The 13,707-nt window shown below is 70.7% G+C and carries 9 protein-coding genes; 7 read left to right on the top strand and 2 right to left on the bottom strand.

The window, feature by feature from the left end; genetic code table 11:
- The first annotated feature begins 700 nt into the window (after positions 1-700).
- A complete protein-coding gene (locus tag ACFWYM_RS21680; protein WP_384839425.1) occupies positions 701-1,468 on the top strand; it encodes a GNAT family N-acetyltransferase in 768 nt (255 codons plus the stop codon).
- Here the strand turns inward: ACFWYM_RS21680 and ACFWYM_RS21675 are convergent.
- Positions 1,434-2,081 (bottom strand): TetR/AcrR family transcriptional regulator, encoded by a 648-nt coding sequence (locus tag ACFWYM_RS21675; protein WP_384839422.1) that lies wholly within the window; start codon positions 2,079-2,081, stop codon positions 1,434-1,436. The two genes, ACFWYM_RS21680 and ACFWYM_RS21675, sit on opposite strands and share 35 nt — an antisense overlap.
- A gap of 171 nt (positions 2,082-2,252) precedes the next feature.
- Here ACFWYM_RS21675 and ACFWYM_RS21670 point away from each other — a divergent pair, with 171 nt between their 5' ends.
- Positions 2,253-4,577 carry an MMPL family transporter gene (locus tag ACFWYM_RS21670; protein ID WP_384839419.1) on the top strand — a complete coding sequence of 775 codons (2,325 nt, stop codon included), beginning with the start codon at positions 2,253-2,255 and terminating at the stop codon, positions 4,575-4,577.
- A 77-nt stretch (positions 4,578-4,654) separates the two neighbouring features.
- Here ACFWYM_RS21670 and ACFWYM_RS21665 read toward each other — a convergent pair whose 3' ends face one another.
- Positions 4,655-5,728: a saccharopine dehydrogenase family protein gene (locus tag ACFWYM_RS21665; RefSeq protein WP_384839417.1), complete on the bottom strand. Its 1,074-nt coding sequence runs from the start codon at positions 5,726-5,728 to the stop codon at positions 4,655-4,657.
- Positions 5,729-6,283: 555 nt separating this feature from the next.
- Between ACFWYM_RS21665 and ACFWYM_RS21660 the strand changes: the two genes are divergently transcribed.
- The 5 genes from ACFWYM_RS21660 to ACFWYM_RS21640 all read left to right on the top strand — a co-directional run bounded on the left by ACFWYM_RS21660 (position 6,284) and on the right by ACFWYM_RS21640 (position 13,641).
- The gene (locus ACFWYM_RS21660) at positions 6,284-8,617 is read left to right on the top strand and encodes a hypothetical protein (protein ID WP_384839414.1); all 2,334 of its coding nucleotides are present in this window, start codon (positions 6,284-6,286) and stop codon (positions 8,615-8,617) included.
- Positions 8,618-8,664: 47 nt separating this feature from the next.
- Positions 8,665-11,205, top strand: a complete 2,541-nt coding sequence (locus ACFWYM_RS21655) for an aminotransferase class III-fold pyridoxal phosphate-dependent enzyme (RefSeq protein WP_384839411.1) — start codon at positions 8,665-8,667, stop codon at positions 11,203-11,205.
- Between the two features lie 50 nt (positions 11,206-11,255).
- Positions 11,256-11,519: an acyl carrier protein gene (locus ACFWYM_RS21650; RefSeq protein ID WP_384839409.1), complete on the top strand. Its 264-nt coding sequence runs from the start codon at positions 11,256-11,258 to the stop codon at positions 11,517-11,519.
- Positions 11,516-12,772: a beta-ketoacyl-[acyl-carrier-protein] synthase family protein gene (locus ACFWYM_RS21645; protein WP_384839406.1), complete on the top strand. Its 1,257-nt coding sequence runs from the start codon at positions 11,516-11,518 to the stop codon at positions 12,770-12,772. The genes ACFWYM_RS21650 and ACFWYM_RS21645 overlap by 4 nt, the downstream gene beginning before the upstream one ends.
- A 287-nt stretch (positions 12,773-13,059) precedes the next feature.
- A complete protein-coding gene (locus ACFWYM_RS21640) occupies positions 13,060-13,641 on the top strand; it encodes a hypothetical protein (RefSeq protein ID WP_384839403.1) in 582 nt (193 codons plus the stop codon).
- Positions 13,642-13,707 lie beyond the last annotated feature (66 nt).

Genomic DNA, 13,707 nt, shown 5'->3' with positions numbered 1-13,707 from the left:
CCCTGGAGGACGAGCTCAGGCCGAGGTGCTGGTCAGCACCGGTCCTGGCGCGCGCGGTCGAGCCATCAGGACGGGTGGGCGGCAGGCCGCCGCCCCGGATTCGGGGTGACCGCCTGCCGCGAAGGGCGCGGTTGTGGCCCCGCCGTAGGTGCGGTGCCACTCAGATGGCGCCCGCCGGTGCCGCCGTCACCGGGTCGTCAGCCATGCCGTCAGCGCGGATCCTCCGCACGTGGCAAGGACGGTCAGGAAACGCGCCGGAATGCGCTGCACCGTCATACGGAAACCGCCAATGCGGATGTCCAGAGCGGGAGCGCTCGCCTCTCGTGGAGCCATCTGATTCTCCGTCATACGTCGCTAGGTGGGCCTTAGTTGGCCAGGAGGTCTTCAGCGTGCACGGCGAAAATCAAGATCGCCAGCAATGAAGGCCGTACTTACTTACCTGTCCGGATCAGCCCGAGACCCAAGCGTGCCGGTCGGGCCTACGGACCACGGCGCCGCACTTTGGCGGTGCTCCTCGCGTACGGGTCCGGGTCGACTGTTGCTCTCTTGCGCAGGGCCGCTGCCGCCCCCGGCTCGCCTGTCGAGATTGATTCGCACGACTTGGTCGAACGAACACGACCTGTCTACCGTAGCCACGAGAAGCCGGTCGCCCGCCCCACCGGGACAGGGCCGGCCAGAGCCGCGGAGACAGGTGGTCGTCATGCGGAACGAGCAGGGCATCGAGAACGCGCAGGACATGCAGCACAGGCAGAGCACACGGGGCAGACAGGGCGCCCAGGACGCGCTGGACACCCGGCGCCCGGTTGTCTCGGTGCGCCACGCCGAAAGAGCCGACCTCGACTTCCTCGTCCAGGTCATGGAGACGGCCGCCACGTCCCACCTGGACCGCTGTTGCTGGGAGCCGCTCCTGGGAGAAGGAACCGAGGTCACCCGCGAGATCCTGCGCACGCTCGCACTCTCCGCCGGCCCGCACTGGTGCCATCTGTCCCGCTTCTGGGTGGCCGAGGTCGAGGGCCGGACCGGGCCGCGCCGCGTCGGGGCCCTCACCGCCTATGACCCCGTGGCCGAGGGGCACGCGGCGGTCGGCGAACAGTGCGCCGACCTGGCCGCGTCCGGCGGCTGGCCCGGCACGGTCCCGTTCGAGAACGTGCGTGAGCGTCAGCGGATCTTCCAGTCCTGCCTGCCCGCGGACTACGCCGATTCCTGGGGGATCGAGAACGTCGCCGTCGTCCCCGAGTTCCGGGGCGCCGGCGTCGTGGACGCCCTGCTCGGGCATGCCCTCGAACTGGGCCGCCGGCAGGGTTACGCCTGCGCGCAGATCCTCTGCCTCGACGGCAACGCGCGGGCCCAACGCACGTGGGAGCGCGCCGGATTCGAGGTGCGCGCCAGCTATCGGGGACGGGAGTTCGAGGCGCTGATCGGGGCGCCCGGGCTCAAGCTCCTGGTGCGGGAGTACCCGCCCGTGTGAGGTTCAGTGTCGCTTCGAGCAGGCGCTCCAGGTCTGCCGCCGACTCCTGGTCCGCCGCCGACTCGGGCTTCCCGTCGCCCATGACCAGGTGTCGCAACGACAGGCCGTCGAAGCCCTGGAGGAAGAAGCGGGCCACGACGAGGGGGTCGGCGGCGTGGGCGCCGTCCGCCCGGGCGAGGACGCCCGCGATCAGGTCCGCGGCCGTCTCCTCCAGGTCGCGCTGGTGGCGGCGGAGCAGGTCGTGGAGGTCGGGGCTGCGCACCGCGTACGTCGTCAGCTCGACGTAGAGCCGGAAGCGGCCGGGCTGTTCGAGCAGCGCATGCCAGAGCGCCTCGGCCATCCGGCGCATGGACCGCTCGAAGTCCGCGGGGCCGTCCTGTTCGACGGGGACGGCACCGCGCACCAGCTCGACCAGTTCGACGGTCATCTGCTCGATGACGGCACGGTAGAGGTCGCGCTTGGTGCCGAACGTGTAGTGCACCGTTGCCTGCGCCACACCCAGCTCGGCGGCGATGGCGCGGGTGGATCCGGCGTCGACGCCCTCACGGGCCATCAGCTCGATGGCGGCTTGGACGAGTTGCGGACGCCGCTCGGCGGCGGGGATGTGAGCCATGGCCCCAGAGTATCGGCGTGAGCGACTCAATCGGTCGACCCTGACGAACGACTTCGTCAGACGACTTTGTCAGTTGAACAAGTTGTGCGTATGGTGGTCGGCACAGGCAGGCGATGGGGGTTGTTCCCTCGGCCCCCAGCGCCCGGTTCGCACGTGATGGAGGCACCTCCCATGGCCTTGTTCCTCTACCGACTGGCCGGGCTGTGCTACCGGCGCCGCCATGCCGTGGTCGCCGTCTGGCTCGTCCTGTTACTCGCGGTCGGCGGGCTCGCGGTGGCGTTCTCCGGCAAGACCACGGACGAGTTCCGGGTGCCGGGCACCGAGGCGCAGTCCACCGTCGACCGCATCGCGGACCGGCTCCCCGAGTACACGAACGCCTCGGCGCAGGTCGTGTTCGCCGCCCCCGCGGGCGAGTCGCTCACCACGCCGCAACGACGTGAAGCGGTCTCCGCCGCCGCGGCCGCCATCGGCAAGGCGGACGGCGTGGCCCGCGTGGTCGAGCCGTTCGCCGCGCAGGCGGTCTCCCGGGACGGCCGGATCGCCCTCACCCAAGTCGTCTTCGACACCCGCCTCCATGACCTCGGCGACGGGCCGCGCGACGCGGTGCGCGCGGCTGCCGAGAGCGCCGAACGAGCCGGAGTGCAGGTCGAGTTCGGGGGTGACGCCTACACCCCGACCGTGGCCGTGGAGGGCGGCGAGGCCATCGGGGTCGGCGTCGCGGTGCTCGTCCTGCTCCTCACCTTCGGCTCGCTGCTCGCCGCCGGACTGCCCCTGCTCAGCGCCCTGGTCGGGGTGGGGCTCGGCATGGCCGGACTGCTCGCGCTGACCGGCTCGTACGACATCATCTCCACCGCGCCTGTGCTGGCCCTGATGATCGGCATGGCGGTCGGCATCGACTACGCGCTGTTCATCGTGGACCGGCACCGGCAGAACCTGGCCGAAGGGATGGAGCCGCAGGAGGCGGCGTCGCGGGCGGGCGGCACGGCGGGCAGCGCCGTTCTCTTCGCCGGGGCGACCGTGGTCGTGGCGCTGGCCGGGCTCGCCGTGGCCGGGGTGCCGTTCCTGACCGTGATGGGCCTGTCCGCGGCCGGGGCCGTGATCATCGCCATGCTGGTCGCCGTCACGCTGCTGCCCGCGCTCTTCGGGTATGCGGGCCGCTCGGTCGATCGGCTGCGGCTGCCGGGGCTCGGCGGAGGCAGGAAGGCGCCGGGCGGCGGGAAGCCCTCGGCGGGCGAGCGCTGGGTGCGCGGTGTCGGGCGGCGCCCGGCCCTCGTCCTCATCGCCTGTCTGCTCGGCATCGGGGCGGTGGCGGTGCCGGCGAAGGATCTGCGGCTCGGGCTTCCCGGCAACGGGTCCTATCCCGGGAGCACTTCGGCACGACAGGCGTACGACCTGGTCAGTGAGGGTTTCGGGCAGGGGTTCAACGGGCCGCTCATCGCGGTCGCCGAGGCCAAGGGCGAGGGCACGGCCCTCTCGGATCGGGATGTCAGGCAACTCGCGGGCCAACTGGGGCAGTTGCCCGGTGTGGAGACCCTGCTTCCGCCCTCCGTCGACAAGTCCGGCCGGCTCGCGGCGATCCCCGTGATCCCCAAGGGCGGACCGGACTCCCGGGCGACCGAGGACCTGGTCACCGACATCAGGGACGAGAAGGTGAGCACCGCGACCGGCGCGGGGATGAAGCTCACGGTCACCGGGACCACCGCGGCCAACATCGATGTGTCCAAGAAGCTGAGTGAGGCTCTGCCGCCGTTCCTCGCGGTGATCGTCGGGATCTCGCTCATCCTGCTCGCGCTGGCCTTCCGCTCCCTGCTCGTCCCGCTCAAGGCCGTCGTGGGCTTCCTGCTGAGCATCGCGGGGGCCGCGGGCGCGGTGGTGGCGGTCTATCAGTGGGGCTGGCTGAGCGACCTCGTCGCGGTGCCGAAGGTGGGGCCGGTGGTGAGCTTCCTGCCGATCCTGCTGATCGGAGTCCTTTTCGGTCTCGCCATGGACTACGAGTTGTTCCTGGTCTCCCGCATGAAGGAGGAGAGTTCACGCGGGGCGGCGGCGCGGGACGCGGTGATCACCGGTTTCCGGAACGGCTCGCGGGTGGTGGTGGCCGCCGCGCTGATCATGATCTCGGTCTTCGCCGGGTTCGTCGTCGGTCACGATCCGATCGTCCAGCCGATCGGATTCGCCCTCGCTGTCGGCGTGTTCATCGACGCCTTCGTGGTGCGGATGACGCTGGTGCCCGCCGTCATGACCCTCCTCGGGAAAGCCGCCTGGTGGTTCCCGCGCTTCCTGGAGCGGACCGTGCCCCATGTCGACATGGAGGGCGAGCGGCTGTCCGCACGGCTGGCGGGCGGCACGTCGGCCGAGGCGGAGCCGGCCGCCGCGGACGCGGCCAGCGACGGCGACGGCGACGGCGACGGCGACGGCGACGGCGACGGCGACCTGGTCGACAGTCACACGGGCGGCGACGAGCGCGCCCTCACAGAACGGCGCGGGGCCGGCGAATGATCCGTCCCCCCGCGCCTGATCCGGCTCCGGGCCACCCCATTCCCCCGTCACCCCGGAGCCGGCCGGGCTTGGGCCGGCTACGCCCCCGTGTCGCCGGCCCAAGCCGTCAGGCCGTGCGCGGCCAGCGCCTCGGGCACATCCGCGAGAGCCGCCACCTCCTCGATGTGGTGGACACCGGCAGGCAGCCCGCCCTCGTACACCCGCGCCGCGACCTCCGCCGCGGTGAGCCCGGTGAAGCGGGACTGCGATGTGGCGGTCAGGGCCCGCGTCACCCGGCGCCCGCCCCGGTGCGCGTCGACCCGCACCGCGAACCGGTCGCCGCCCAGGTGGATCCGGGTGAGCGAAGCGGTGAGCAGCCCGTCGAGCCGGGCCCGGCGTGCGGCCCGGAAGACGCCCGCTCTGCGCAACCCGAAGAGCAGGCCGGTCAGCGCCCCGGAGTCCAGGCCCAGCCGGGTGGTGACGTCCGGGACGCCAAGAGTGCGGCGCAGCGTGTGCTGATCGGAGAACGGGAACGGGTGGTGGGTGCGCTCCGCCCGGCCCGGTGGCCAGGTCGCGACCTTCAGCGGTCGCGCCCCGCCCGTGTCCCCTTCCATGAGCTGAGCGACGGTCCAGCGCACGGCGTCCTTGCCGTGGGCCTCGCCCGCCCCGAGGACGACGGAGATGTCGAGGCGTTCGGCGCCTCCGACGGCCTCGGCGGCCCGGCGGGCCAGCAGGTTGGTCAGGCCGGGGGCGACGCCGACGCTGAGCAGGGCGGTCGCCTCTCCGGTACGGGCGAGCGTGCCGTGCCGCTCGACCTCCGTGATCAGAGAGTGTGTGGCGGTGACGTCGACCAGGCCGATGCCCCGCTCGAAGAGACGTCGCGCGGGATGCACGGCCGGGGTGCGGGGCTCCACGGAGAGGACCACGAGGCAGACCCCCTCCAGTGCCTGCTCGAGTGAGGCGGGATCGGCAAGGTCGACCTGCGCGGGGAGCAGGGTGCCGCCACTGCCCGCGGCGAGTTCGGCGGCGCGGGCCCGGTCACGGCCGGCGACGATCACTTGTCCCGGCAGCCGCCGCGCGAGGTCGAGCGCGGTGACCCGCCCCACTGCTCCGTAGCCGCCGAGCACCAGAATATTCCCGTCAAGCTTCTTCGATTTCGTTAAATTCTGCATGACCCCATGAAATCAATTCTCGCCACCTCCGAGCAAGCGGTAGCGGCAATTCCAGGTTACTAGATCGCAAACAAGTTTCACCTTGCATGCACCTCAGGGAATTGAGTGACCCGCCTCACATGGCACGCCCCTTGATTCCCTTGACCCGGGCAAGCGCGCTGTTGAATGATGACTCTTGAACAAGAGAACCGGGCAACGACGCCTGGATACGTTCAACATCGGGGGCTCCATATGTGTCACTTCACCGTCGAGTCATAGGCCAACGCCTCCTCGACTCCCCTCAAGGGTCCTGTATACGCGCAGGTCAAGCACGCTCTTGACCTGGTTCGCGATGCCTCGATTCAGGATTGACGCTTTCCTGACGCCACTCTCGCGCGAGGTCTTCACATGTACAACTGAAGACTTTGCGATGCCCTTTCCTTTACCCTCCTGGGAGCAGCAAAGGTGTCATCGAGCACATCAAAAGATCCATCGCGCCATTTAGACAGTCGCAATCGATTTCTCGTCCTCTCCATCAGCAAGAGAGCGAGCTTCCACGAGCGTGTCGCCACCGGCTTGAACGACCTTATGGGCGCGGCCACCGCGCCCTCCATGGACATCCCGGCCTACCGGGAAACTCTGGCCAGATCTCGACGTTTCCTGGACCGGGCAATTCCCGGCCTGGAAATACGGATCATCACGGCGGACAGCACCGTGACCGCCGCCGAAGCTGTCCGGGAATCGCCGCTCGACGCGGCCCTCTCGCTGGTCCTGGTCGACGCCGACGGGTCGGGGCTGAACACCGACCCCTTCGACGGCTCGCTGCCCGAGGCTCTCGATCAGCTGGCCGACGGTCTGCCCGCAGCGCTGCGCGCCACGTTCTCCGCGCACAGCACCTACGTCTACGGAATCACCGCCACCGCCGAGAGCCTCGCCGCCGCCCAGGTCGCCCGCCCCTTCACGCTGCGCGCCCTGCCCGCCGACGCATGGGTCCTCGCGGCCGACGTCATCTGCGCCTTCACGGACCACGTCCAGCTGCGGCACACCGGCTCCGCCCTGCGCGCAGCCACCAAGAAGGGTCCGTCCGCCCTGGCCGCCGCCCTGCACGACTTCCTCGGCCGGCAGCCCCGCGACGCGGCCGACGGACCCTGGGGCCTGCACTACTACACCGGCTCCGTGGTCTCCGGCACCATCGCCGACCTGGACCGGCTGGCTGCCGCCACCGGCAACCCGGTGCTGCGCGGCCCGAGCGAACACAGCCTGGCCAGCGGGGCGTTGGCCCGCTGGCAGCTGGACCGGGCACCGTTCGTGATCGTGGTGACCAGCGGCATGGTGGATGAGTTCCGTGGCACCCTGGCCAATCTGCGTGACGCCCGCGCGCGCGGATTCATCGTGTGCGCCGACACCCCGCCCGAGGCGTGGTTCCCCTTCCAGGGGACCGTGCACGCGGCCGAGGACTCCCGTGCCGTACTCGCCGCGAAGGGAATCCCGTACGTCCATCTCGACGACCCGGAGCACATCGCGGAGGGCCTGGCCGATGCCTACGCCCAGTACCACGCGTATCGCGGCCCGGTCTTCCTGCTGGCCACGCCCGCCGTGCTCGACGCTACGGGCACCGCCGACGAACTGAACCGGCCGGGAGCCGTCGAGCCGCCCGCGAGGGCCGCCCTCCAGGTCAAGGAGAACGACCTCGATCCGGTGCTCCGCATGGTCAACTCCGAGCCCTCCAGGCTCCTTTGGCAGTGCGGAACACTCGACGCGGAAGAGTCCTGGCTGGTCCACGACATCGCCTCACGGGCCGGCGTCGGCCTCGCCGACTCCCTCACCCGGCCGGGCAGTGTGCGCCGTCACCGCGACGGGACCGTGGTCGAGGAGTATCTGGACACCCTCGGCCTGTACGCCTTCTCCGCGCGCGTCCACGCCTATCTGCACGCGGACGGCAGGCTGCGCCCACGCGACGAACAGGCGCTGTTCTTCCTCAAGAGCAGGATCGGCGAGGCGGCCACGCCCTTCTCGCCGCGCACCCTCAGCCGCCAGCTGCGCATCGTCCAGGTCAGCCACGAGGCGGCGCACCTCGCGCCGTACGCCGACCATCCCGTGCACGCCGACGCGCGCGCCTTCCTCAAGGCCGTACGCGAAGGTCTCGACGTCGCGCCGGAAGTCCTCGACGCACGCAAGGAAGCCATCGCACGCACCCGAGACAGCGCGTCCGACGTCATCCACGAGCTGCCCGTGCTCCCGATGAGCGCCAACTACTTCTTCCAGCACCTCCGCACCGTGCTGGAAGAGCTCATCACCCGGCACGGCTACACCTACACCGGCGTCTTCGACGTGGGGCGCGGCGGCATCTCCGCCGTCCGCAACCTGCCGCGGACCGGGCCCGGCTTCTCCGGGTGGTACGGCAGGGCGCTCATGGGGGACGCGCTGCAGGCCGTGCCCGCCGTCGCCCTGACCCGCGACGACAACGTCCTCGCCTTCATCGGTGACGGCGCCGCGTCCCTCGTACCGGACATCACGCCGACCCTGGTGCAGCAATCGGCGCTCTACGGGCGGCGGTTGCGGCAGAACGTCACCGTCTTCCGGCTGATCGACGGCGGCCACTCCGTCATCCGCACCTACCACGAGGGACGCACCGGCGCCGAGGCCAGCCGCCAGACGCAGGTGCTCTCCCTCCTCGAACCGGAGTGGACCCGCCGCTACGGCGAACTCACCGTCAGACACCAGCACATCACCGACGCGGCCCAGACGGATCTGCACGGCCTGCTCCAGCAGCGCGCCACCGTCACCTTCGCCTCGGTGCTGCTCGCCCACAACAACGAGGGCGACGGACTGAGCCTGCTCTCCTCGCTCGGCTGGCAGCGCGACGAACTGCCCGAGCTGACCTTCGCCATGGCCCGCGCCGCCCGCTGAGCACGTCGCTGGGCACGTCTCACCCGAACGAATCGGAGCTATCTCCTATGCCGGCCACCTTCGGCTTTCTCGCTCATCCCATCAGTTCCGGGCACCGCAACCAGGTCCGCGCCATGGATCTGCTCGGCCGCCTTCTCGACGACCACCGCGGCACACCCGAGCCACGCGGCACCAGGCGCCACCACGTGCCCGTGCCGCTCCTGACCTCCGTGACCTCCGCCACCGGCGCCACCGCGACCGGCGAGGTCCGCCATCTGCCCTACACCGCACAGCAGTTGCTGGCCCGCCCGACCACCGCACGGGACCTCGTCGTCGCGGAGGTCACCGCGCTGCGCGACGAGGCGGGCGCGCAGCTCGTCGGCCTCGGCGGCGCGACGTCCATCGTGGGCGACCGCGGCCTGTGGACCGCCGAGCAGGTCGGCATCCCGGTCACCAGCGGCAACTCCCTGACCGTGTACGCCGCCCACGCCGAACTCAGGCACGTCGTCGAGCTGCTGGGACTCACCCCGGACCGGACCCGGGTGGCCGTCGTCGGCTACCCCGGCTCCATCGGCCTGGCCGTCGCCAAGCTGCTCCTCGACGACGGCTTCCCGCTCGACCTGGTCGCCCGCATCGGCACCCAGTCCCCCGAACGGCTCCTGCGCCATCTGGACCCGGTCCACCACGACCGGGTGCGGCTCGTCGACGACGTCGCGCAGTGCACCGCCGAGACCCTCCTGTACGTCACCGCCTCCTCGGTCGGCGGCCTCGTCGACCCCGCCGCGCTGCGCCCCGGCTCGATCGTGGTCGACGTGGCACTGCCCCGCGACGTGGCCGCGCCGGCCGCTGCGGGCAGCGATGTCCTGGTCATCGACGGCGGTCTGGTCAGCGCGTCCGACGACGTCCAGGTCGGCGACGGGTCGCTGCCCGCCCCCGCGCAGCAGCTCAACGGCTGCCTCGCCGAGACCATCGTGCTCGCCCTCGAAGGCCGCGCCGAATCCTTCTCACTCGGCCGCGAACTGGGCCTGGAGGGGGTGCGCACCATCGGGGCTCTCGCCGCCCGGCACGGTTTCCGGCCGACGCCGCTCGCCTCCTTCGGCCGCACCGTCCACGACGACGACGTGGCCCGCCTGGCCCGTCACCACCGTCCGGCCCGTACGTCCGCCCCCGCGCCGGACGCGGCCGACGCCACCGAGACACCGCGCCGCTTCGCACAGCACGTCAACCCGCCCATGGCCCGCCTCTTCGCCGCGCACGGACTCGACCGGGTCTTCACCAGCGGCGACGGCGCCACGCTGACAACGGCCGACGGCACCGACTACCTCGACTTCATCGCCGGTTACGGCTGCCTCAACCTCGGCCACAACCATCCCGAAGTCACGGGCAGGCTGCGGCAGTTCCTCGACCGGTCGGCGCCGACGTTCGTGCAGTACGTCTCCATGCCCACACACTCCGCGGAACTAGCCGAGCGGCTCAGTGCCGTGTCTCCCGGGCGTCTGGAGAGGGTCTTCTTCAGCAACTCCGGTACGGAGGCGGTCGAGGCCGCACTGAAACTGGCACGGGCCGGCACCGGCCGCACCCGCCTCGTCCACGCGGACAACAGCTACCACGGCAAGACCCTCGGCGCCCTGTCCGTCACCGGACGCGACGGCCACCGGGCGCCCTTCGCACCTCTGCTGCCGGATACGGTCCAGGTGCCCTACGGGGACCTCCAAGCCCTGGAGCAGGCCATCGACGGGGCGGCCGGATTCATCGTCGAACCGGTACAGGGCGAGGGCGGTGTCGTGCTGCCGCCGCCCGGATACCTGCGCGCCGCACGGGAGTTGTGCCGCAAGGCGGGGGCGGCGTTCATCCTCGACGAGATCCAGACCGGGCTCGGCCGCACCGGAGCACTGTTCGCGGCCGATCACGACGCGCTCGAACCCGACATCCTGTGCCTGGCCAAATCCCTCTCCGGCGGCCTGGTCCCGATCGGCGCGACCCTGTGCTCGGCCGACCTGTGGGACGCCGCGTACGGCACCACCAACCGCTCCATGCTGCACTCGTCGACGTTCGGTGGCGGCAACTTCGCGGCAGCCGCGGGACTCGCCACTCTGGACGTCCTGACCGGCGACGACCTGCCCGCCCACGCCCGCAAGGTCGGTGAGCACCTGCGCGGCAGGCTCCGCGACGTCACCGCTCCGTACGGCTTCGTCAAGGACGTGCGCGGCGTCGGCATGATGACCGCCATCGAGTTCGACGGGGACTTCACCGGCGCCGTGCGCGCGCTCACGGACGAGGCCCTCACCCGCTTCCCCGGCGATCTGCACACCCTCGTGGACTGGCTGCCCGACGATCTCCTCGACGCCCTGTCCGGCGTCGGACGTGCCGTGGAGTCCACCCTCGGCGACCTGTTGTGCCTGCGGTTCGTGGGAACCCTGGCGCGCGACCACCGGATGCTGACGTTCGTCACCGCCAACCGCACCGGCGTCCTGCGCATCCAGCCGCCGCTCGTCCTCGACACGGCACAGGCCGACCGGTTCGTGGACGCGGTCGCCGAGGTGTGCCAGGGGCTCGCCCTCCACGCCGACCTGGACGCCTGGCAGCGCCCCGCCGTCGCCTCCTCCTGAACTCTCCTCAACCTTCTCCCCCACGTGGCCCTTGAAAGGACCGGACCGTCATGAGCAACACGCTTCAGCAGCAGATGACCGACTACCTCGTCGACCGCCTCGGCCTGCTCCCCGAGGAGATCGGCCCGCAGGCCCGGTTCAAGGAGGACATGGGCCTCGACTCCCTGGACATGGTGGAGCTCGTCTCCCTCCTGGAGTCCCACCTGGGCGCCGCCGTCGCCGACACCGCGCTCGAGCACCTCACCACCCTCCAGGACGTCGTCGCGTACCTGGAGGAGCACGGCAACGCCGCCACCTCCCAGGCGTCGGCATGAGCACGGCCCAGGGCGGCCGTCGCGTCGTCGTCACCGGCATCGGCCCGGTCACCCCCCTGTCGACCGGAGCCAAGCGCTTCCAGGTGGCGCAGATGGAGGGGCGCAGCGCGATACGGGCCCTGACCCGCTTCGACGCTTCGGCCTTACCGGTCCGCATCGCCGGCGAGGTGGACCTGCCCGAGGACCTCGCCCCGGACCGGCGCACCGCGAGGATCACCGACCGGGCGACGCATCTCGCTCTCGCCGCGGCCGAGTTGGCCCTGCGCGACAGCGCCCTCGACCTCACGGCCGAGGACACCGACCGTATCGGCGTGGTCATCGGCTCCGGCGTCGGAGGCGGCGCGAGCACGGAGGACAACCTCCGCGCCTCCTTCACCAAGGGCGACTACCGCGGCCTGTCCGCACGGTTCATCCCCGCGACGATGATCAACAGCTCCTCCTCCTGGGTCGGCATCACGTACGGCCTGACGGGACCGAGCAGCGCCTCGGTGACCGCCTGCGCCTCCGCGGCCGACTCGCTGGTCGCCGCCCACCAGATGATCACCAGCGGCGAGGCCGACGTCGTCCTCGCCGGCGGCGCCGAAGCCCCGGTGGTCCACTCGATGCTCGGCGGCTTCGCCAAGATGCGGGCCCTGTCGACGCGCAACGACGAACCCGAGCGGGCCAGCCGCCCGTTCAGCGCCGACCGCGACGGCTTCGTCCTCGCCGAGGGCGCCGCCGTCCTCGTCCTGGAGGAGGCGGGGCACGCGGCGGCGCGCGGAGCCCTCCCGCTCGCGGAGTTCAGCGGCTACGGGCGATCGTCGGACGCCTACCACATCACCGCCCCGCGCCCGGACGGTTCAGGAGCCGCCAAGGCGATCACCACGGCGCTCCGGTCCACCGGCCTGTCCCCGCAGGACGTCGACCTCGTCAACGCCCATGGCACCGCGACGTCCTTCAACGACGCCGGGGAGGCGGCCGCGCTCCACCTGGCGCTCGGCGACGCGGCCCGGCGGATCCCGGTGACGGCCACCAAGTCGCTCACCGGGCACACCTTGGGCGCGTCCGGCGCCATCGAGGCGGTCTCCGCCGTACAGAGCATCGTGCACCGGGCGATCCCGCCCACGGCCAACCTCGACACACCGGACGAGACGCTCGGCCTCGACGTGGTGGGCGCGGGCGGCAGGGAGGCGGACATCGACACCGTGCTGTCCAACTCGTTCGCGTTCGGCGGCCACAACGTGGTGCTGGTGTTCCGGCGGCACATCCGCTGAACAGCCACTGAATTCCCGACCGCGAGACCGGCTCACGACGACGGTCGCCCCAGGGCCATCCTTGGGGCGGCCGTCGCACCGTGACCACCAGCGCCCAACCCCGAGAAGGAGACGAGCGACCACGACGACCGGCAGTCCAGCAGTCCAGCAGTCCAGCAGTCCAGCAGCCATCTGACCCAATTGGTCCAGTGCCAGCCAAACATCACGGTTATCACTGATCCCGACACGAGCCTTGCCGGCATGGATCAGACTCTTGCCTGCTGCGTCAACTTCCGCCCGGGGGGATCATGAGCCGCTTCGCCAGCGCGTTCGCGTTCGCGTTCGCCGCAGTCTGCTGTCTGAGTCTTGCAGCCTGTTCCGACAGCGCCGACCACAGTGACCCGCAGCCAAGGCCGAAGCCGAAGCCACGCACTGCACTCAAGTTCGGGCAGACCGCTACAGTGGCCGGCGCACTCAAGGGCACCGTGCAGATCACCGCGGAGACCATCGTCTACGCCGAGAAGGCCGAGAGCTCCGTCCCGGAACACGACGTCTTCGCCATCGTCCGCTATGAAACCGGGAACCGGTCCACGAGCTCCGTCACCCAACTCGGCGAGACTGCGTTCCAGTGGAAGACACCCAATGGGAAGAAAATCCAGGCAGGCAACACTTCGGCGGCACAAGGAATCGCACCTATTGGATTCAGTGAGGGCAGTCGCCGAGTGTCACCCAAGACATCCCAAGCCGACACGGTTGCGTTCGACCTCACCGAGGCCGACAAGGGCGGAACCCTCGTCTATGTCGACGGCGACAAAGTCACTTTCACATGGAAGATGCCTTCCGCGGACTCGGGGTCCAGCGCCAAGGCGCTCAAGATCGCACTGGACTGAATCCGGCGGCAGCTTCACCCGCTTCTACGAGTCGCTCGGCTACCCCGTTGACCTCAACTCCGACTG

The sequence above is a fragment of the Streptomyces sp. NPDC059009 genome, from assembly GCF_042740175.1.
Classification (GTDB): Bacteria; Actinomycetota; Actinomycetes; order Streptomycetales; family Streptomycetaceae; genus Streptomyces.
Note: the sequence above shows the minus strand (reverse complement) of the source record. Positions and strands in the feature narration are given on the sequence as shown.